Annotated in this window: 19 protein-coding genes and 2 riboswitches; of the genes, 6 read left to right on the top strand and 13 right to left on the bottom strand. The window is 67.5% G+C overall.

All coding sequences use genetic code 11. From position 1 onward, the window contains the following. Positions 1–8: 8 nt before the first annotated feature. Positions 9–872 (top strand): ABC transporter permease, encoded by an 864-nt coding sequence (locus tag E4K65_RS02170; RefSeq protein WP_135172706.1) that lies wholly within the window; start codon positions 9–11, stop codon positions 870–872. Continuing rightward, entirely contained in the window at positions 872–1687 is an 816-nt protein-coding gene (locus tag E4K65_RS02165) for an ABC transporter permease (RefSeq protein WP_167770460.1), read from the top strand. The genes E4K65_RS02170 and E4K65_RS02165 overlap by 1 nt, the downstream gene beginning before the upstream one ends. Here E4K65_RS02165 and E4K65_RS02160 read toward each other — a convergent pair whose 3' ends face one another. Continuing rightward, positions 1688–2023, bottom strand: coding sequence for a hydroxyisourate hydrolase (locus E4K65_RS02160; RefSeq protein WP_167770459.1), 336 nt, complete (start codon positions 2021–2023; stop codon positions 1688–1690). A 26-nt stretch (positions 2024–2049) separates the two neighbouring features. Here E4K65_RS02160 and E4K65_RS02155 point away from each other — a divergent pair, with 26 nt between their 5' ends. Then, the gene (locus tag E4K65_RS02155) at positions 2050–3240 is read left to right on the top strand and encodes an MFS transporter (protein WP_135172703.1); all 1191 of its coding nucleotides are present in this window, start codon (positions 2050–2052) and stop codon (positions 3238–3240) included. Beyond that, the gene (locus tag E4K65_RS02150) at positions 3221–4588 is read left to right on the top strand and encodes an amidase (RefSeq protein ID WP_135172702.1); all 1368 of its coding nucleotides are present in this window, start codon (positions 3221–3223) and stop codon (positions 4586–4588) included. The genes E4K65_RS02155 and E4K65_RS02150 overlap by 20 nt, the downstream gene beginning before the upstream one ends. A gap of 153 nt (positions 4589–4741) precedes the next feature. Here the strand turns inward: E4K65_RS02150 and E4K65_RS02145 are convergent, their stop codons facing one another. Both E4K65_RS02145 and E4K65_RS46880 read right to left on the bottom strand, forming a co-directional pair. Beyond that, positions 4742–6163: a PepSY domain-containing protein gene (locus tag E4K65_RS02145; RefSeq protein WP_135172701.1), complete on the bottom strand. Its 1422-nt coding sequence runs from the start codon at positions 6161–6163 to the stop codon at positions 4742–4744. A 12-nt stretch (positions 6164–6175) separates the two neighbouring features. After that, positions 6176–8533, bottom strand: a complete 2358-nt coding sequence (locus E4K65_RS46880) for a TonB-dependent receptor (RefSeq protein ID WP_167770458.1) — start codon at positions 8531–8533, stop codon at positions 6176–6178. A gap of 113 nt (positions 8534–8646) precedes the next feature. After that, a riboswitch (cobalamin riboswitch) is annotated at positions 8647–8848 on the bottom strand. Positions 8849–8920: 72 nt separating this feature from the next. Between E4K65_RS46880 and E4K65_RS02130 the strand changes: the two genes are divergently transcribed. Then, positions 8921–9493: a histidine phosphatase family protein gene (locus tag E4K65_RS02130; RefSeq protein WP_135172699.1), complete on the top strand. Its 573-nt coding sequence runs from the start codon at positions 8921–8923 to the stop codon at positions 9491–9493. A gap of 6 nt (positions 9494–9499) precedes the next feature. Here the strand turns inward: E4K65_RS02130 and cobT are convergent, their stop codons facing one another. The 8 genes from cobT to cbiE all read right to left on the bottom strand — a co-directional run bounded on the left by cobT (position 9500) and on the right by cbiE (position 16700). Next, a complete protein-coding gene (gene cobT, locus E4K65_RS02125) occupies positions 9500–10552 on the bottom strand; it encodes a nicotinate-nucleotide--dimethylbenzimidazole phosphoribosyltransferase (protein ID WP_135172698.1) in 1053 nt (350 codons plus the stop codon). A 10-nt stretch (positions 10553–10562) separates the two neighbouring features. Then, entirely contained in the window at positions 10563–11312 is a 750-nt protein-coding gene (gene cobF / locus E4K65_RS02120; RefSeq protein ID WP_135172697.1) for a precorrin-6A synthase (deacetylating), read from the bottom strand. Positions 11313–11358: 46 nt separating this feature from the next. After that, positions 11359–12036: an energy-coupling factor ABC transporter permease gene (locus tag E4K65_RS02115; protein WP_135172696.1), complete on the bottom strand. Its 678-nt coding sequence runs from the start codon at positions 12034–12036 to the stop codon at positions 11359–11361. Between the two features lie 37 nt (positions 12037–12073). Further along, positions 12074–12291: riboswitch (cobalamin riboswitch) on the bottom strand. 45 nt (positions 12292–12336) lie between these two features. Continuing rightward, positions 12337–13068 (bottom strand): uroporphyrinogen-III C-methyltransferase, encoded by a 732-nt coding sequence (gene cobA / locus E4K65_RS02110; protein WP_135172695.1) that lies wholly within the window; start codon positions 13066–13068, stop codon positions 12337–12339. Further along, the gene (locus E4K65_RS02105; protein WP_135172694.1) at positions 13065–14375 is read right to left on the bottom strand and encodes a cobyrinic acid a,c-diamide synthase CobB; all 1311 of its coding nucleotides are present in this window, start codon (positions 14373–14375) and stop codon (positions 13065–13067) included. The genes cobA and E4K65_RS02105 overlap by 4 nt, the downstream gene beginning before the upstream one ends. After that, positions 14375–15157 (bottom strand): precorrin-4 C(11)-methyltransferase, encoded by a 783-nt coding sequence (gene cobM / locus E4K65_RS02100; RefSeq protein ID WP_135172693.1) that lies wholly within the window; start codon positions 15155–15157, stop codon positions 14375–14377. Before cobM ends, E4K65_RS02105 begins: the two co-directional genes overlap by 1 nt. Next, positions 15154–15522, bottom strand: a complete 369-nt coding sequence (locus E4K65_RS02095; RefSeq protein WP_167770457.1) for a cobalamin biosynthesis protein — start codon at positions 15520–15522, stop codon at positions 15154–15156. Before E4K65_RS02095 ends, cobM begins: the two co-directional genes overlap by 4 nt. Continuing rightward, on the bottom strand, positions 15519–16700 hold the full coding sequence (gene cbiE, locus E4K65_RS02090) for a precorrin-6y C5,15-methyltransferase (decarboxylating) subunit CbiE (RefSeq protein WP_135172691.1): 1182 nt from the start codon (positions 16698–16700) through the stop codon (positions 15519–15521). Before cbiE ends, E4K65_RS02095 begins: the two co-directional genes overlap by 4 nt. Here cbiE and E4K65_RS02085 point away from each other — a divergent pair. Continuing rightward, complete coding sequence (locus E4K65_RS02085) at positions 16699–17445, top strand: cobalt-precorrin-6A reductase (RefSeq protein ID WP_135172690.1); 747 nt, start codon at positions 16699–16701, stop codon at positions 17443–17445. The two genes, cbiE and E4K65_RS02085, sit on opposite strands and share 2 nt — an antisense overlap. On the opposite strand, the gene cobJ is transcribed toward E4K65_RS02085, so the two are convergent. Both cobJ and E4K65_RS02075 read right to left on the bottom strand, forming a co-directional pair. Further along, positions 17421–18155 (bottom strand): precorrin-3B C(17)-methyltransferase, encoded by a 735-nt coding sequence (gene cobJ, locus E4K65_RS02080; protein ID WP_135172689.1) that lies wholly within the window; start codon positions 18153–18155, stop codon positions 17421–17423. The two genes, E4K65_RS02085 and cobJ, sit on opposite strands and share 25 nt — an antisense overlap. Next, entirely contained in the window at positions 18152–18883 is a 732-nt protein-coding gene (locus E4K65_RS02075) for a precorrin-2 C(20)-methyltransferase (protein ID WP_135172688.1), read from the bottom strand. Before E4K65_RS02075 ends, cobJ begins: the two co-directional genes overlap by 4 nt.

Below are 18883 nucleotides of genomic sequence, written 5' to 3'. Positions count from 1 at the left end.
ACCTGACGATGGGTGCAGCACCGGCATCACGGGACGTGACCACCTACGGGATGGGATTGGCAGTGCCGCTGGCGCTGTTCTTCCTGGTCTTCTTCGTGGCGCCGCTGCTGCAACTGCTCTGGCTCTCGCTGCACAACGACACGGCCGGGCTCCATTGGGGGCTCGGCCAGTACCTGCACTTCCTCACCGATCCCTTCAGCCTGGGGGTGCTCGGCTCGACGCTGCTGCTGGGCGCCGAGGTCACGGCCGTGTGCCTCGTGCTCGGCTTTCCCATTGCCTGGCTCTACCAGCGGGTCGGGCCGCGGCTTCAGACCATCATCATCCTGATCGTGCTGCTGCCGCTCCTGACCAGCGTCGTGGTACGCACCTTCGCCTGGATCGTCATCCTCGGCCGCCAGGGCATCATCAACGCGACGCTGCAATCGCTCGGCATCATCGATACCCCTCTAAAACTGCTTTACACCCAGTTCGGCGTCGTGCTCGCGCTGGCGCAGGTGCAGATGCCCTTGATGACGCTGCCGCTGATCACCGCGCTCGGCCGCATCGATCCCAATCTCGACGATGCCTCCTGCTCGCTCGGCGCCGGAAGCTGGCGCACCTTCTTCAGGATCGTGCTGCCGCTGTCCTTGCCGGGCGTGATCGCCGGCTGCACGCTGACCTATGCCGCGGCGATCACGGCGTTCATCACCCAGTCGCTGATCGGCGGCGGGCAGATGCTGTTCATGCCGATGTATCTCTATCAGCAGGCCTCGACGCTGCAGAACTGGCCCTTTGCATCCGCGATCTCAATCATCTTCCTGCTGGCCGTGCTCGCGGTCGTCTCCGTCTTCACCACGCTCGGCCGCATGTCGCGCGGCTATGGAGGCGCGTGATGAGCAGTCGCAAGCGCACCCTGGAGGCCATCAGCTTCGAGCTGGCCATGACCGTGATCGCGGTGATCGCGCTGATCATCATCATCGCGCCCTCGCTGGTGGTGCTGATCGTCTCCTTCACCAGCGGCTTCTCGCTGCGCTTCCCGCCGCCGGGCTATTCGCTGCGCTGGTACGCCGAACTGTGGAATGCCTGGCAGCTGCACTTCGCGGCCAAGAACAGCCTCATCGTCGCGCTGTGGGCGACGGGCCTGTCCGTCGTCCTCGGCGTCGCCGCAGCGCTTGCGATCTCGCGCTCGCGGACGCTGTCTGCACGGCTGCTCGATTCCCTCTTCATGTCGCCGCTGGTCCTGCCGGCGCTGGCCTTCGGGCTTGCCGCCCTGATGCTGTTCTCGCTGGTCGGCCTGCCGGTGTCGCCGCTGACGCTGGTGATCGGCCACACCGTCGTCTGCGTTCCCTATGTGGTGCGCAACACGATCGCAGCGCTCGCCCAGCTCGAGCCGACCCTGCTGGAGAGCTCGGCGGTGCTGGGCGCCAGCCGACTCTATACGTTCCGTCGGATCGTGCTGCCGCTGATCCGGCCGGGCATCATCGCGGGCGCCTTCATCGCCTTCATGTCGTCCTTCGACAACGTGCCGGTCTCGCTGTTCCTGCGCGATGCCGCCACCGACATGCTGCCGATCCGGATGTGGCAGGATCTCGAAGGCAAGCTGGATGTCACCATCGCCGCGCTGTCGGGCGTGCTGATCATCGCGACCGTCGCGCTGGTCGCCGTCATGGAGCGCGTCACGGGCCTGTCGCGACGGCTGACGAACTGATCAGGCGCCGCGGAACAGCGAATAACCCCAGCGCGTGAATTTCAGCGGCAGGTGAAAATGCTCGTCGACCTCCTTGATGCGGAAGCGGAACGGCGTCACCGTGAGAAAACCGCCGCTGTCGCTAAAGAACTCGCCGAGATGAAACAGGACCTCGTACTCGCCGGCCGTCACACCGGCGCCTTGCGCGACGGGGTGATCGAGCACGCCGTTGGCGCCGAGCCGCCCGTCGGCAATGCGCGAGGAGTCGGGATCGATCCTCCAGATTTCGACGCGCAGCCCCTGCGCGGGCCGTCCGCTTGCCACATCGACCGCGTGAATGGAAATACCGCCTGCCACCATGTTCCTCCGCTGAGCGCGCCACCATGATAGTCGGAAACGCTGCCGCTCGGCCAGCACTGCTGCCAGCCCTGGGCGCGATGACCTGGCTCCAGGCGCTGGTCGCGCTCGCCTTGTTCGCGCCCGGCGTGGTCGCGCCGCGCGCCCATATCGAGGTCTGGCAGCTCTCGATGTTCTCATGCGCGGTGTTCGCCGTCGGCATCCCCGCCTCGTTCTGGGGCGGCGGCTTCATCGCGCGGGTCGGCTCGCTGCGGATCGCGAGCCTGTGCGCGGCGGCCATCGTCGTCGGCATGGCGCTGGCTTCACTCGGATCGAGCGCCGCCCTGCTGGCCGCAGGCCTCTGCCTCGGCCTCGCCATGGGGCCCGAGACGCCCGCAAGCGCGGCGCTGCTGGCGCGGCTCGTAACCGCCGAGCGCCGCGCCTTCGTCTTCTCGGTGCGGCAGACCGGCAACCAGATCGGCGCGGTCTGCGGCTCGCTGGCCCTGCCCGCAATCGCCATCGCGTTCGGGCCCGCCTGGTGCTATGCGGCCGTTGCCGCCCTGGCGCTGCTCGCGATTGCGCTGTTCGAGTGGCTGCGGCCGGCCTATGCCGGCAAGATCGTCCCGCCGCCAAAGCTCGATCTGCGCGCGCGGCTGGCGCTGGTGACCGCGGACCGGCGCATCGCAATGCTGGCGCTGGCCTCGATGCCGTTCAGCGCGATGCAGGTGTCGCTCAACACGGTCTTCGTCACGCTCGGCACGCGCGAGCTTGGCCTCAGCCATATCGAGGCCGGTATGGCGCTCGCCTGCGCGCAGGCCGGCGGTCTGATCGGCCGGCTCGGCTGGGGCTACGTCGCCATGCGCCTCGACGCTTCCCGCGCCGTGCTCATCGTCATCGGCCTCGGCATGGCCCTCTGCGCTGCGCTGCTTGGCCTCGACGGCGGATCGCTCAGCCGCACCTGGCAGTTCGCAGTGGCGGCGCTGTTCGGCCTGACGGCATCGGGCTGGAACGGCGTCTTCATCGCCGAGATCGCCCGCCTCGCCCCGCAGGACCGGATCGGCGAGACCACCGGCGCGGTGCTGACCGCGTCCTATGCCGGCCTGCTGGCGGCGCCGGCCGTGGTGTCGATCCTGGACGGTGTGGCCGGCCTTGGCGCGGCGTTCTTCGCCTTGGCCTGCCTCGCTCTCTGCGGCACAGTGGCGCTGATCTGGGGAGGCCATGACAAAGCCAGCACATAGCGCCCGCGAGATCGCGGCCGATGTCGCGGCCGGACGGACGAACGCCGTCGAGACCGCAAAGGCCGCGCTCGCGCGGATCGAGGCCGCCAAGGCGTTGAACGCGGTGGTCACGATCGATCCCGCGCGCACGCTGGCCGATGCCGCCGCGGTCGACGAGCGCCTGCGTGCCGGCGAGACAATGCGGCTTGCCGGCGTGCCCATCGTCGTCAAGGACAACATCTGGACCCGTGGCTGGCGCGTGACGCAGGGCTCGCGCTTGTTCGCCGATTTCATCGCGCCGCAGGATGCGATTGCGGTCGAGCGGCTGCGCGATGCCGGCGCGGTCGTCGCCGGCATCGGCGCGACATCCGAGTTCGCCAGCAAGGGCGTCACCACATCGCCGCTGTTCGGCCCGACGCGGCATCCCCTCGATCCCGCGTTGACGCCGGGCGGCTCTTCGGGCGGACCTGCCACGGCGGTCGCAGCCGGTCTCGTGCCGCTTGCGATCGGCACCGATGCGGGCGGCTCCAGCCGCAGGCCGCCGGCCCATGTCGGCGTCGCCGGCTTCAAGCCGTCCTATGGTGCGATCCCCTATGGGCCCGGCTTCGCCGAACCGTTCTTCGGCCTGTCGGTCATCGCGCCGATCGCCGCCGATGTTGCCGATATCGCGCTGGCGTTCGAGACGATGGCCGGCGTCGATCCGCGCGATCCGGATTCGGCCGTCATCGCGCGAGAACCCGATGACATCGCGCGCCTCCGCATCGCGTTCTCGCCACGCCTTGGGCTCGACGTTGCGGTCGATGATGTCGTCGCGGGCGGGCTGGTGTCCGCCATCGCGCGTCTCTCCGCCGCAGGCCTCAGCATCACGCAGCGCGATCCCGTCTGGCCCGCCGGCGCGACGGAAGACGCCCTCATGCCGCTTCAGCATGCCGGCCTCGCCGCGCTCCATGGCGACGCCTTCCGCAAGGACCCGACTGTCTTCGATCCTGACATCGCCAGGCAGATCGAGCGAGGGCTCGCCTGGTCAGGCGCGGACGTTGCGGGTGCGCTGATCGCAAGCGCCACGATCGCCAATGCCTTCGCGGCGTTCTTCACCGAGGTCGACCTGCTGCTCATGCCGACTGTTCCTTGCGTCGCATGGCCGTTCACCCAGTTGGGGCCCGATATGATCGGCGGCCGCCCCGCGAGCCCGCGCGGGCATGCCGTGTTCACGCCGTTCGTCAATCACGCCCGCTTGCCGGCGATCTCGATTCCGTGCGGGACCGATTCCCGCGGGCTTCCGTTCGGCCTCCAGATCATCGCCCGGCGCGGCCAGGACCGCACGCTGCTGCGCGCCGCCCGGCAGATTGAGGCGCTGTTGCAGGCGTAGCGACGATTTCGGAATAATAGCAATATACCCCTGTTTTGTCCGACGGGTCAAATCGCGTCGACACGTGCGTAAGCCGTTGATTCCATTATCACCGGCTACTGTGCATGGGGTTGTTTTCGCACTTTTTGTTTATCGGGCGCCGCGCGCGCCCATCTAGCTGGCGAATGACAGACGCAGCCGCCGCCACCCGATGACAATTCCGGTGATCGAGAACACAAGCCCGAGCGCGCAGAGGCCGACGATCAGGACATCGCGCAAACGCGGATGCGCCAACAGGACCGGAAAGTCGAGCGTGTGCAGCGCGCCATAGAACCAGCGATAGGCCCGCCGCGATGCATCCAGCCTTTGCAGCACGCTGCCGTCGGCGCTGTCGATGTCAAACCAGATGTCGCCACAGCGGGCACGGTAGACGGGAGCCCCCGGGACAATGGATTGCGCGGGATAGTCGTCATTGACCGCAAGAACGGACGGCGCGCTACAGCCGGCCGCAAGGCGCGTCATCAAACTCTCGACCTCTTGCGCGCTGAACACGCCTGCCTCTCGGGCGTTCAGCCGAACCAAAACCTGCTGGTCGAGGCCAATCCGTTCACGTCGATAGACCATGCCGTTAAAGCCAAGCCATTCGACTTCGCGGGCTGAAGACGATACCGGTTTCCCATCGAGCGAGGCGGCCGTCTTCCAGTCCGGCAAGGCGTTCGTCACGCCAGCCTCCGCGGGGGTCAACTGCCCGCGCGAGAACAGCCGGCCGTGATCCATCGAAAGCCAGCCGCTGAAGATCCAGGTCAGCACGAAGGCCGTTGCCGCCAGGCCGACGATGTGATGCAGAGCATGCCAGCCGCGATAGGGCGAGGAGATCTGGCGTCCCTGCATCCTCACCCGCGCGATCCCGAGCACCGCCCCCAACATCGCCGCGATCAGGGCCAGCAGCGATAGCGTCCAGACCACGCCGTCCCACAGCACCCAGTTGCTTCTCAGAACCGTCGGGTAGATCCAGTGCAGCACGCTGCCGACGAGATTCCAGCCGCGCTCGCTCCGCGTCGTATCCAGGACGATTTCGCCAGTACGGGACGAGACGTAGATCTCCGTTCCGGCGGCATCGCCAAGCGCCGCGCGAAACAGCGGCCGGTGGCGATCAAAGCCGTTCGGTACGCTCCATTGATCGTGGTCTGCGTGCGCAACGATCGCCGCATGCGCGGCATCCAGCCCGCGTTGGCGCGCATGCGCCTGCGCGATGGCGAGCGCGACCTCGGGCGACGACACCGACGCATCCTGCCCGTCGGAAGCGCGGACCGCGCGCGAACGCGAGGGCCCCGACACGACGTAGACGGGTCCGTCGCTCCGTTGGATCAGGCGCACGCGCGTAGGATCGGCGATCCCGCTCGCAGCCACGGCATCGGCAACCGCCATGGTGGCCTGCACGCGCTCAACCGGCGCAAGGCCGGCAAAACGTTCCGCTTCCGTCAATGACGGAAACGGAACGAAATGCATCACGATGCCGGTCGCGAACCACATCGCGAACAGCAGACAGAACGCGATCCCGAGCCAGCGATGCAGCAGGACGACCGCGCCCATCATGCGCTCAGCGCCCTACCATTTGAACGCCGCCGAGATCTCGTAGGTGCGCGGCGCGCCCAGGAGGATCTGGTCGGGATAGAACGGATCGCCCCAGATCGCGTAGCGCTTGTCGGTGAAGTTGCGCACCCGGAAGGTCAGGCGGGCCTGGTCGACGGCATTGAAGACCGTCTTGGGGATGTCGACGAAGGCGTAGACGTCGCCGACCGTGTAGGCGTTCATCGTCACCGTGTTAGCGTCGGTGTTGTAGCGATCGCCGACGTGGCGGCCGACGATGCCGAGCTCCACCGGCCACGACGTGAAGAAGCGCCAGGAAGCGCCTGCATTGGCGACGATGCGCGGCACGTTCGGCGGCGTGTTGCCCGAGAACGAGCCGCCGACGAAATTGTAGTCGGCATAGCGCGCATCGACATAGGCGATGTTGCCCCACAGCCGGAGAGGTTCGATCGGACGCACCGAGGCGGCGAGCTCGACACCCTTCGACTCCTGCCGTCCCGCAATATTGAGCGCCTGCCCGCCGGCCGCCGCATAGACGTTCTTGCGCAGGATGTCGTAGGCCGAGAACGACCACTCCGCCCGGTTGTCCCAGAACAGATGCTTGACGCCGGTCTCATAGGTGCGCGCGGTCGTCAGGTCGAGTGGCTGGATCGGCGCGAGCAGGAAGATGTTGTTGGCGGAGATATCAGCGCCGGTCGCGTACTGGCTGAAGAAGGTCAGGCCGGGCACGGCCTCCCAGGTGTAGCCGATGCGTCCCGTCACCGGCGCCCAGTCCTTCGTGAACGGGAAGCCAGCCTTCTCCAGTCCGTTCTTGTCGGTCGAGTTGCGGTCGAGCCCGATATGCTCGACGCGCAGGCCGCCGATCAGCGCGAAGGTCCGCGTCAGCTTCAGCCGGTCCTCGAACGACAGCGCCTCATTGTCGATGCGCGCGGTCTGCTGCTGCGTCGTGAGCAGGCCGTAAAAGCCGCGGTCGGGATTGACCAGCGAAACGGAGTCGCCGGGGAAATTGGCGGCGCCCGGCCTGACAAAATCGAGATAGCTCGAGGACAGCGTCGTGACCAGGCGATTGTCAAAACCTGCGATATTCGCATCCCAGGTCAGGTCGGTGATGTTCCCGACGAGGCGCTGGCTGTGCGCGACATAGAAGCGCTCACGATCCACCATGTTGGTGGTCGAATTGAACGCTTCGACCTCGTTGTTGAACCACGTCCGTTCCGCACCATAGCCATAGACCTGGCTCTTCAGCGTCAGGTCGGGCGCGAGTTTCAACTCGAACCCGCCGCGCAGCCAGACTTCCTGTGCGACATTGCGGTTGTCGAGAACGTTGTAGTTGGTGTTGAAGGTGCGGTCGTCGATCGTGACCGCTCCAAGATTGGTTTTGTTGAAGTTCGAGACGTAGTTGCCCGAGACAATCCCTGTCGTCGCGTGCGAGCTGCTGAAGGCAATCGGCACCAGCGGCGCGCCCCAATAGGCCTTTCCGCGATCCTCACGGTACTCGATCGCGCCCCAGACCTTGAGGCTGTCGGAGACCCGGTAGTTGAGCTGGCCGGACACGTCGAGCGTCTTGGTGTTGGTGTCGTCGACAAAACCGTTGAGCGAGGAGCGACTGATGTCGAAGCGGTAGTCGAGCCCCTGGACGTTGGTGCTGCCGCCCGAGCCGTAATGCGCGCGGAACGAGTTCAGGGAGTCGTACGAGAAGTCCGCCTCGTTGCGGATAGGTCCGGTGTGCGGCTGCTTGGTGACGAAGTTGATCGCGCCGCCGGCGGCGCCCTCGCCCGAGATCAGCGAGGCCGGGCCCTTGAGGAATTCCACGGCCTCCAGATTGGCCGTGTCCATGATCCGCGAGGTCATGTTCTGCGGGCCGATCTTGATGCCATTGTAGAGCGTGTTGATCTGGCTGTTGGTGAAACCGCGCATCGAGAAGCCCGCCGGCTCCCCAGGCGCGTCGCCGGATGTCACGCCGACCGCACCTTGGGCCACCTCGGACACGGTGCGATAGCCCTGCTCGCGCATGGTCTCGGCCGAGATCACCTCGACGGTCGCCGGCGTCTCGCGCACGGTCAGGCCGAGACGCGAGGCACTCTCGGCGACCGCGTTGCTGTTGAGCGGCGTTGGCGCCGCCGCGGCCGGCACGGCAGGCTTGGGCGCAGCCGATGCGGCCACCGGCCTGCGCGGCGTCGCGCGGCGCGCACTCTGCGCGTCCCGGCCGGCCGGCTTTGCTTGCTTGCGGGATTGGTTGGGCGACACCTCGACGGGGGGCAGCGGTTCGCGGACCTGCTGCGCCAGCGCGGCGGGCAGATCGGCGACTGTAAACGACGTAAGAGCAGCGGAGGCAAGCAGGAAACGGCGCGATCGTCCAAGACGAATAGAAGACACAGCGGGACCTCGGTATGACGTCAGTGGCACGTCACAGCGAACGAGGTCTCACCCTGGGCTTGTCAGCCCTCCGATGAAGCCGAATGTCTGTACTCCCCGACCGACATCTTCGCGTGTGACCACGGCTGACGGCAGGTCTCCTGGCTCGCGGGTCGACACCACTTCGTCGCCTTCCCGGGACCGAGGACCCAGTGGCGTCTGACGAAGGATTATCCGCTTACAGTTGCGGGGGCAGCCGCGGCGTTGGGGAAATATCCCCGCACCGCATTCCCTTTTCATCCCCTCTCGGGGGAAACCGTCGCGAGCATCTAGGATTACGATCGAGACAGAGTCAATGTACCAGTTGCGGCGTTATTGCCACAGCGACCAACTTCCTTGGAGAGAAGCATGGAAGGCGAGACCTTCCTCTGGCTGATCCGTCATGCGCCCGTCGACGGCATCAAAGGGACGATCCATGCGCCGGACGCGCCCGCCGATCTCGGCGATCGCGCGCAACTGGAAGCGTTGCGGCAGCGCCTGCCGCAGGACTCTGCGAGCTATGCCAGCCCGTCGCGGCGCACGGTCGAGACCGCGCGCGCACTTAGGCTCGACCCGGAGCTGGTGGGCGAGTTCAGCGAGCAGGATTTCGGCGATTGGACCGGCCGGCGGCATGACGACCTCGCCGCAATGGGCGGCAATGCCTACGCGCAATTCTGGGGCGATCCGGCGCACGCGCGACCACCGGGAGGTGAAAGCTTTGAGGACCAGGTCGCGCGCGTCCGACATGGGCTGTCACGGATCGAAGCTGGGCCCGCAACGCTCGTCGTGCATTCCGGCACGATCCGCGCCGCGCTGTGCATCGCGCTGGATCTCACGCCGCAAGCCGCCCTGCGCTTCGTGATCGATCCGCTGTCGCTGACCCGGATCGACCGGCTTGCGACCGGCTGGCGCGTCGTGTCGGTCAATCAGCGCGTGGCGTGAGCCGGATCAGGCCGGGCGATCCGGCACATTGGCCTGCGCGAAGGTCGCCATGCCATTGTGAAGGCTGCAGGCGAGCCGCACCAGCGGCAGCGCGATGGCGGCGCCCGATCCCTCCCCGAGCCTGAGATCGAGGCTGATCAGCGGCTGCGCGTTCAGCGCGCGGAGCACCAGCCGATGCCCCTGCTCCGCCGATTGATGCGAGGGCAGCAGGAACGGCTGGCACGACGGATTGAGCCGCACGGCCGTCAGCGCCGCGACCGACACGATGAAGCCGTCGATCAATACAGGGATGCGGCGCTGCGCGGCCGCAATGATGGCGCCGCAGATGGCCGCGATCTCGAGGCCGCCAACGGCGCACAGGATTTTTTCGGGCGGCGCACCCGCAACGCCGTGACGCGCAATCGCGGCATCGATCACGCGAGCCTTGTGCGCACGGCCGGCGGCATCGATACCGGTGCCGCTGCCGGCGATTTCTTCCGCGCTCACGCCGAGCAGGCTCGCCGCGATCGCCGCCGAAGTCGTGGTGTTGCCGATGCCCATCTCGCCGAAGATCAGAAGATCGGGCTGGCTGGCTTCCGCGCGCGCGACGGCGCGCTGACCGGCTTCGAAGGCGAAGGCCAGCTCGGACGGTGCGAGCGCAGCCTCGACACTGAAATCGCGTGTGCCGCTGCGCGGCTTGTCGATGACGATGCCTGCTACCGCCTCCGGCGCCAACGTGCCGGCGTCAACCACCTCCAGGCTCGAACCAAGCTCCCGCGCCAGCACCGAGATCGCAGCGCCACCGGAGGCAAAATTCGCCATCATCGCGATGGTCACTCCTTGCGGATAGGCCGACACGCCTTGCGCGACGATGCCGTGATCGCCGGCGAAAATGATGATCGGCACGCGTGCCGCGCGCGGCTGCTTGGTCGCCTGCAGGCCCGCGAGCTCGATCGCGAGCTGCTCGAGCCGGCCGAGCGCGCCGGTCGGCTTCGTCAGTTGCGCCTGCCGCGCGATCGCCGCCTCGCGATGGACCGCGGAGATTTCGGGGCATTTTTGGGTGACCCAGTCGGGGAGCATGCTGCCTCGCTTATGGCCTGCGCTTGAGAATGTAGCTGTCCATGATCCAGCCATGCCGCTCGCGCGCCTGCTGCCGCAGCGCGGCGATGCGCGGCCCTACCTCGGCAAGCGCGCCGGACATGACGATCTGATCGGGCATGCCGAGATAGGCGCCCCACCAGATGTCGAGCCCGGCCGGATCGAGCGACTGGAACGCCGTGCCGCCATCGAGCATCACGACCACGGTGTCGACGCCCTGCGGCCAGCCGCCTTCACGCAAGCGCCGTCCCGTCGTGACCAGAAAGGGCTCGCCGATGTCGTTGAGCGGCAGCGCATGCGCCGCGCACAGCGCCTGGATCGACGTGATACCGGGGATGACTTCGATATCAGGCAAGGGATCGAGCCGGCGCGCAATGCGCAGCGAGGAATCGTAGAGCGAAGGATCGCCCCAGATCAGCAGCGCGACCTTGCCGTCACCATCGAGATGGCTTGCGATTGTCCGCGACCACGTCGCGGCGACCGCATCGTGCCAATCGTCCACACCCTTGCGATAGTCCACTTCACCGGCGTCGCGGACGGGAAGGTCGAACTCGGCAATGCGCGTCGTTGGATTTGTGAGCACATCCGCGCAGATCGTCCGCCTGAGATCGGCGAGATCGGATTTCGCCCTCCCCTTGCGCGGGATCAGGACGAGATCGGCCGCGTTAATGGCGCGGGTCGCGGCGTGCGTGAGCTGCTCGGGATCACCGCAACCGATGCCTATCAGGGAGAGCGTGAGCATCGCGTTCGCGAAGGGCGGCCATCACGGCCGCCCTTTCGCTTGTCTCTTAGGCCGCGTTGTGCAGGCGCGGGGTCACGAGGCCGGGCGCGGTGACGCCGCGCAGCGATTTTGCCAGCGCCAGCACGGCGAGATCGGCCAGCGGCTCGATCACGATGACGAGCGCGTAGGAGGCCGCGAAGGTCGCGATGTTGACGAGGTTGGTCGCGCCAAAGCCGGAACCATAGAGCGCCCAGAACGCGACCCACGCGATGACGCCGGCCTGATACGTGGTCGACAGCGCCAGCGCCTGGCGATACCTGAGATCGACATAGGCGGTGTTGCGGGCAATGATACGCGTGGCGATCGCCTGGATCGCGAACAGCGGCACCAGCAGCGTGGTGACGTTCATGCCGTATTGCGGCAGGTCCGGCGGCTCGAAGAACACACCCTGGAACAGCAGGCCGAACGCAAGGCCGAAGGCCGCCGGCGCTGCCCCGAACAGCAGGAACAGGGTCGAGCCAAGGATGAAGTGCACCTCGGACACGCCGACCGGGAAGTGCGGCAGGATCTCGAAGAAGACGAACACGAGGCCCGTGGTGGCGAGCGTCCGCGCCGCGAACGACGTAATGCCCTGCTCGCGCACGGTCTCGACCGCGAGCTTCAACGCAACGCCGCCGACGGCGATGCCGGTTGCGTAACTCAACACGAGCTTGGCGCCCGATACGACTCCGGGTTCGATATGCATGGTTCAGTTCCTTCCTGCCGTCACACCCGACGGCCTTGGCCACAAAACATGCACGGCCGGTCTCCTGGCTCGCGGTTCACTGGGGTTCTCCGGCCTTCCCGAGCCTTGCGGCCCAGTGGCTGATCGGAGCCCCTCACCGCTTACAGTCGCGGGGGCGGCTGGGGTTTTGGGCGGCGCAATTGTCCGCCCACCCCCATTCCCGATTATGCTCCGGCGGCTTGCACCGCATCGAGCACCATGCCCGTCCTGTGTGCCCCTTTCGCCAGCCGGGCGTCAAGGGCTGAAGGGCGATTGAGACCATCATGACGGGTATTCTCCCGCCAGTGCGCCGAACAGGATCACGGCGGCCGTCGAGGCAGCGCCGCCCCGCGCAAGCTGCTCGGCCAGCTCGGCAATGGTGGTGCGGACCAACCGCTCGTCGGGCCGGCCGAGGGATTCGGCGAACAGCGCCGGCGTGGTCGGCGCGAGGCCGTGCGCGATCAACTTTGCGGCAAGGGTCGGAAAGGTGCGGCGGCCCATATAGACCACGGTGGTCGCCTCAGGGTCGGCCAGCGCCGCCCAGTTCAGGTTTTGCGGCAGCTCGCCGGTGACGTCGGCCCCGGTCACGAACTGCACCCGGCGCGAGGTATGGCGCCGGGTCAGGGGTATGCCGGCTTGCGCAGCGGCCACGCAGGCCGAAGTGACGCCGGGAACGATCTCATAGCCGATGCCGGCTTCGCGCAGCGTTTCGAGTTCCTCCTCGAGCCGGCCAAAGATGCCGGCATCGCCGGACTTCAACCGCACCACGCGCGCGCCAGTCGCGGCATAGTCGACCAGCAGGCGGTTGACGTGATGCTGCTTGGTCGAAGGCCGCCCGGCCCGTTTCCCCACCGCAACGAGATTGGCGCCGGGACGGGCGAGGTCGAGGATCGCGCCCGAGGCGAGGTCGTCAAAAAGCACGACATCGGCCTCGCGCAGCCGGGCGGCACCCCTGAGCGTGAGAAGCTCGGGGTCGCCGGGACCGGCGGAGATAAAGGAGACAAAACCGCTCACCGGTCCTCCGCGATCAGATGGAAGAACGTGCCGGTGGCGTTGCCCCGGCGCGAACCGGTCTCGGCGATGACCGCACCGGTCGCGTCGTGCACGACCGCGAGCGGCGTGTCGGGCTGGGCAAGAATGGTCGAATAGTGGAACTCATGGCCGCGCAGGCGTGCGCCGGCGCGATGTCCCGGCATCGGCGCGGCGAGTTCGGCGAGACGATAGCCCAGATGCATGCGGCGCTTGGCAAAGCTGGTCTCCAGGCCGAGCAGGCCCGCCATCTCATGGCAGACACCGTCGGCGTCGGTCAAAGCGGTTCCCAGCACCATATAGCCTCCGCATTCACCGTGCACCGGTCGCGTCTCGGCGAAGGCGCGCAAGCCGCTGCGAAAGCGCGCGTTGGCCGCGATCTTCCCGGCATGAAGCTCGGGATAGCCGCCGGGCAGCCAGCAGACATCGGCGCTCGCATCGGGCGCTTCATCGGCAAGCGGCGAGAAGGTCGAGATGTCGGCGCCCGCCGCGCGCCAGGCTTCCAGCATATGCGGGTAGACGAAGGAGAACGCGGCATCGCGGGCAAGCGCAATGCGCTGCCCCGGCGGCGTCACGTTCAGACCGTTCGCCGCGGATTGCGGCGACCAGCTGGCTGCCGATCGCAGCACCGCATCGAGATCGACATGCTCGGCGACGAAGCGCGCGGCCTCGTCGATCAGCTTGCCGATCTCGGCCTGCTCCTCCGCCTGCACCAGGCCGAGATGCCGCTTCGGCAGGTTAATCTCGGCATGGCGCGGCAGCGCGCCGAACACGGCGATGCCGGCGTCGTCAAGCGCACGCCGTACGAGGTCTTCATGGCGCTGGCTGGCGACCCGGTTGAGCACGACGCCGGCAAGGCGCACGCCGGAGCGGTAATCGCGGAGACCCGCGGCGATCGCCGCCGCGGTCTGCGCCTGTCCCGAAGGATCGATCACCAGCAGCACCGGCCAGCCCAGCATCTCCGCAATGTCGGCGGTGGCGCCGGTACCCGAGACGCCACGCGCGGCGACGCCATCGAACAGACCCATCGAACCTTCTGCGAGGACAACGTCAGCGTCCGCGCCACGGCTGACGAGATGGCTGATCGTCGCGCGATCCATCGCCCAGCTATCGACATTGACGGAGGCGCGGCCCGTAGCGGCGGCATGAAAAGCGGGATCAATATAATCGGGTCCGCTCTTGAAGCACTGCACGTTCAATCCGCGATTGCGCCAGGCGCGCGCGAGCGCCAGCGTCAGCGTTGTCTTGCCGACACCGGAGGCAGGCGCGGAGATGACGAACCCTGCCGGCATCAGGAGGCCTCCGGAAAGCGCGGCTCGGCGCCGACCGGCCGATATCGGCGATCGTAATCGGCGGCATAGAGACGGCTCTCGTCGAAATCAGCCGAGCCCAATGTCTTGCCGACCAGAATGAGCGCGGTGCGCTCCATCTCGCTGCCGACAGCCGCATCGAGCGTTGCAAGCGTGGCGCGGACAATGCGCTGGTCCGGCCAGCTCGCGCGCCAGACCACAGCGACCGGGCAGCCCGCGCCATAATGTGGCATCAGCTCCCCAATCACCCGGTCGAGCAGATGGATCGAAAGGTGAATGGCTAGTACCGCGCCGGTGGCGGCGAAGGCGGCGAGCTTCTCGCCCTCGGGCATCGCGCTGGCGCGGCCTGGCGTGCGCGTCAGCACCACCGTCTGGGCAAGGCCTGGCAGCGTGAGCTCGACCTCCAGCGCGGCCGCGGCGGCGGAGAAGGACGGTACGCCGGGCGTCACGGTAAAGGGAATGCCGAGCACACGGAGACGACGGAGCTGCTCGCCCATCGCCGACCAGATCGAGAGATCGCCGGAATGCAGGCGCGCGACGTCCTTGCCGTCGGCATGCGCGGCGGAAATCTCCGCGATGATCTCGTCGAGCGACAACGGTGCCGTGTTGACGATGCGCGCGCCCGCCGGGCAATGCACCAGCACGCCCTCAGGCACCAGCGAGCCGGCATAGAGACAGACCGGACATGCGGCGATCAGGTCACGTCCGCGCAACGTCAGCAGATCGGGAGCGCCCGGCCCGGCACCGATGAAATGCACCGTCATGCGCCGTCTCCTTCCGCGATTGCGGCCGTCGCGGTGCGATCCTGAGAGACCGCCCGGGTCGCAATCAATCGCGCGCGGGGGCCAGCCGCTGCAAGGGCCGCGGCTTCGGCGACCGATCCCGTGCCGAATTTTTCCGTGATGAGCTTTGACTGCGTTGGCGTGTCGATGCCGGCAAGCACATCGGGCGGGACCGCCTTGATCGGCACACCGCATTCGCGCGCGAGCTGCTTCAACGCCTCCGCGTCGGCTTTGTCGCTGACAGTCGCCACCGCAGCAAGGCCTTCAACGCCGCCGGCCTCCATCAGCGCCTCACGCAACGAGGCCAGGCTGACATCCTGCCTGAATCCGAGCCCGGCGACCTTCATCGGACCGCACTCCACTGCACCACGGGACGCGCCGCCTCCCAGGATCGGTAGCGGCCGAGCGGGCCGGCATGGGCGATCTCGACGCGCATCAACTCGCCGCCGTGGCGCTGGTGCAGGTCGCCAAGCAGCGCTTCCGTCTCCAGCGTCACCGCATGCGCAACGAGCCGTGTGCCCGGCGCAAGGAGCGGCCATATGGCGTCGAACATCGCGCCATCGAGACCACCGCCAATGAAGACGGCATCCGGCGCGTCCAGCCCAGCGAGAGCTTCGGGCGCACGGCCCGTGACAACAGCGATCCGATGCGCCAATCCGAACGCCGACGCATTGCTGCGGATATTCGCGGTGCGATCCTCGCGCATCTCGATCGCCGTCGCTGTCCCGCCGCAGAGCACCCACTCGACCGAGATCGAACCCGAACCGGCGCCGATGTCCCACAACCGTTCGCCCGGGCGCGGTGCCAGCGCCGAAATCGCGAGCGCTCGTACCGGCCGCTTGGTGATCTGGCCGTCATGGGCAAAGAGATCGTCTGAAAGTCCTGCGCTGCGGGGAATGCCCTGCGCTCCCCTCGCCTCCACGGCCACCGCGACCAGGTTTCCGGCGAGATCGCCGGCAAGGCCATCGGCGCGATGTTCCGCGATGCTTTCGCGCGGTCCGCCCAGCGCGGTGAGACTCCAGAATGCCGAGGCGCCCCATCCGCGCTCGCTCAGCCACTTTGCGAGGTCTCCCGCGGCCTTGCCATCTCGCACGAGGCAAATGATGCGCGCGCCAGCTGCAAGGTGCGGCACGAGGCGCTCGAAGGGCGCAGCATGCAGACCGAGACAGGCAACAGCTTCGAGGCGCCAGCCGAGCCGCGCAGCGGCAAGCGAGAATGTCGACGGCGCCGAATGTGCGATCCACTCGCCCGCCTCGAGCTTCTCGGCAAGGCTTGCGCCGGCGCCGTGCCAGAACGGATCACCGGAGGCGAGCACCACCGTCGGCCGGTCGCGGCAGCCGAGCACGACCTCCGCATCGAACGGCACCGGCCACGGATGGCCGCGCCCGGTCACGCCCACGAGCGCGAGGTGCCGCTCGCCGCCGAAGACGGTTTCGGCTTCACGCAGCGCCTTTCGGCTTGCCTCGGACAGCCCGGCAAGGCCATCTTCGCCGATACCGATGATGGTCAGCCAGGGTTCAGCCATGACACGCGCCCTCATTCTGGGCGGAACGAGCGATGCGAGCCAGCTTGCGGCGGAGATCGCGCGCGCCGGGTTTGATGCGGTCTATTCCTATGGCGGCCGCACCCGCGCGCCTGCCGAGCAACCGCTGCCGACCCGCATCGGCGGCTTCGGCGGCGCGAGCGGGCTCGCCGATTACATGCGCCGCGAAGGCATCACGCATGTGATCGACGCGACACATCCCTTTGCCGCCGAGATGAGCCGCAACGCCGTCGCGGCGTGCGCGGAAACGGGCACGCGCTTGATCGCGATCGAACGCTCCCCCTGGGTCAAGACGCCCGGTGACAACTGGATCGACGTCGCCGACGTCAATGCCGCGGTCGCCGCCTTGCCCGACTTGCCGGCAAAAGTGTTTCTCGCCATCGGCCGCCAGCATATCGCGCCGTTCGCGACCAAATCGCAACACGCCTACACGCTGCGCTTCGTCGATCCGCCCGAAGCGCCGCTGCCCTTCCCAGCTGACGTGATCGTGTCGCGCGGACCGTTCACGCTCGATGGCGAGCTGGAGATGCTGCGCACGCGTGGCGTCATGTGGATCGTCGCCCGCAATTCCGGCGGCGATGGCGCGCGCGCCAAGATCGACGCGGCCCGTACGCTCGGCCTGCCCGTGATCATGATCGCACGGCCGGAGCTGCCCGAGCGCCAGCGGGTCGAGAGCGTGGCCGAGATCATGCAGTGGCTCGGTCATCGCACCTGCCTCGGCGCATAGATCCAGCGGCCGACACGGCGCGTCTGCGAGTTGCCGACGATCACCAGCGTTCGCATGTCGGCCATCTCGGGCCTCGCCGCATTGAGCGTGACGGTCTCGATCTTCTCGTCGGATGCGCTGACCGCGCGCGCGAAGATCACGAGCCGCTCGCCGCAGCCGGCGTCCTTCAGCACGGCGAGCGCGCGGCCAAATCCTTCCGGCCGGCTCGCCGAACGCGGATTGTACAGCGCAATGGCAAAATCGGCTTCCGCCGCCAACCGCAGACGCTTCTCGATCAGCGCCCATGGCTTGAGATTGTCGGAGAGATTGATCGCGCAGAAATCATGGCCGAGCGGCGCGCCGGCGCGCGCGGACGCCGCCAGCATCGCAGTGATGCCGGGCAGCACGCGGATCGGGAGTTCGCGATATTGCGGCGCCTGTTCGAGCGCCTCGAACACGGCAGACGCCATCGCGAAGACGCCGGGATCACCGGAGGAGACGACGACGACCTGCCCGCCTTCGGCGGCCAGACGCAACGCCTCGCTCGCGCGCGCGAGCTCTTCGCGGTTGTCGGATGGATGCAACGTGAGCCCCGGTCGCGGCTGCACGCGCGAGACATAGGGCGCATAGCCCAGAATATCGGTGGCGGAGGCCAGCGCGGCGGAGACCTCGGGCGTCACCAGCGCGTCACTGCCCGGCCCGAGGCCCGCAATGGTCAACGTGCCCGTCATTCGGCGGCGTCCAGATGCCGGCCCTTGCCGTGCACGAGCACGATCGCGAAATAGGGGCAGTCGGCGGCGTCGATCTCGGCGAGCCGCGCGACGCGCTCGCCCGGCATCGTGCCGCGCTCGACCAGCCAGGCATCGTCGAGCCGGCCGGCGGAAGCGAGCGCGCGGCGCACTTTTGCAAGATTGCGGCCGGTCTTCATGATGACGAGCGCATCGGAGTCCCGCATGCGGCGCTCGAGCTCGTCCTCCGCGAGCGTGCCCATCAATACCGTCGTCACGTCATCGCCGAGCGCGATCGGCTGTCCCACGGCATTCCAGCAGCCGACCATGCCGGGAATGCCGGCGATCACCTCGATCTCGACGCGTCCCTGCAAGCGCGTATGCAGATGCATGAAGGAGCCGTAGAAATAGGGATCGCCTTCGCAGAGCACGACCACGTCGACCGCGCGCGCCAGCCGCGCCAGGCGCTCGGCCCATTCGTCATAGAAGCCCGCAAGCAGCTGGACATATTCGGCGCTGTCGAAGGCGATCTCGGTCGTAACCGGGTATTCCATCGGATATTCGGTGACGCCGCCGGCGAGCATGCCCTCGACAATGCGGCGCGCCTGGCCCGGCCGACCCTTCTTGCGGAAATAGGCCACGTGCTGTGCGCCGCGCACGGTGCGATCGGCGCGCACGCTCATCATATCGGGATCACCGGGGCCGAGACCGCAGCAGATGATGCGTCCCAT

Source organism: Bradyrhizobium niftali (assembly GCF_004571025.1).
GTDB classification, from domain to species: domain Bacteria; phylum Pseudomonadota; class Alphaproteobacteria; order Rhizobiales; family Xanthobacteraceae; genus Bradyrhizobium; species Bradyrhizobium niftali.
Note: the sequence above shows the minus strand (reverse complement) of the source record. Positions and strands in the feature narration are given on the sequence as shown.

What these genes read in the sequence shown, in the direction of transcription:
- E4K65_RS02170 (WP_135172706.1), top strand. Translation starts at nt 9, where the DNA reads ATGGGTGCAGCACCGGCATCACGGGACGTGACCACCTACGGGATGGGA.
- E4K65_RS02165 (WP_167770460.1), top strand. Translation starts at nt 872, where the DNA reads ATGAGCAGTCGCAAGCGCACCCTGGAGGCCATCAGCTTCGAGCTGGCC.
- E4K65_RS02155 (WP_135172703.1), top strand. Translation starts at nt 2,050, where the DNA reads ATGATAGTCGGAAACGCTGCCGCTCGGCCAGCACTGCTGCCAGCCCTG.
- E4K65_RS02150 (WP_135172702.1), top strand. Translation starts at nt 3,221, where the DNA reads ATGACAAAGCCAGCACATAGCGCCCGCGAGATCGCGGCCGATGTCGCG.
- E4K65_RS02145 (WP_135172701.1), bottom strand. Translation starts at nt 6,163, where the DNA reads ATGATGGGCGCGGTCGTCCTGCTGCATCGCTGGCTCGGGATCGCGTTC.
- E4K65_RS02130 (WP_135172699.1), top strand. Translation starts at nt 8,921, where the DNA reads ATGGAAGGCGAGACCTTCCTCTGGCTGATCCGTCATGCGCCCGTCGAC.
- cobT (WP_135172698.1), bottom strand. Translation starts at nt 10,552, where the DNA reads ATGCTCCCCGACTGGGTCACCCAAAAATGCCCCGAAATCTCCGCGGTC.
- cobF (WP_135172697.1), bottom strand. Translation starts at nt 11,312, where the DNA reads ATGCTCACGCTCTCCCTGATAGGCATCGGTTGCGGTGATCCCGAGCAG.
- E4K65_RS02115 (WP_135172696.1), bottom strand. Translation starts at nt 12,036, where the DNA reads ATGCATATCGAACCCGGAGTCGTATCGGGCGCCAAGCTCGTGTTGAGT.
- E4K65_RS02105 (WP_135172694.1), bottom strand. Translation starts at nt 14,375, where the DNA reads ATGCCGGCAGGGTTCGTCATCTCCGCGCCTGCCTCCGGTGTCGGCAAG.
- cobM (WP_135172693.1), bottom strand. Translation starts at nt 15,157, where the DNA reads ATGACGGTGCATTTCATCGGTGCCGGGCCGGGCGCTCCCGATCTGCTG.
- E4K65_RS02095 (WP_167770457.1), bottom strand. Translation starts at nt 15,522, where the DNA reads ATGAAGGTCGCCGGGCTCGGATTCAGGCAGGATGTCAGCCTGGCCTCG.
- E4K65_RS02085 (WP_135172690.1), top strand. Translation starts at nt 16,699, where the DNA reads ATGACACGCGCCCTCATTCTGGGCGGAACGAGCGATGCGAGCCAGCTT.
- cbiE (WP_135172691.1), bottom strand. Translation starts at nt 16,700, where the DNA reads ATGGCTGAACCCTGGCTGACCATCATCGGTATCGGCGAAGATGGCCTT.
- cobJ (WP_135172689.1), bottom strand. Translation starts at nt 18,155, where the DNA reads ATGACGGGCACGTTGACCATTGCGGGCCTCGGGCCGGGCAGTGACGCG.
- E4K65_RS02075 (WP_135172688.1), bottom strand. Translation starts at nt 18,883, where the DNA reads ATGGGACGCATCATCTGCTGCGGTCTCGGCCCCGGTGATCCCGATATG.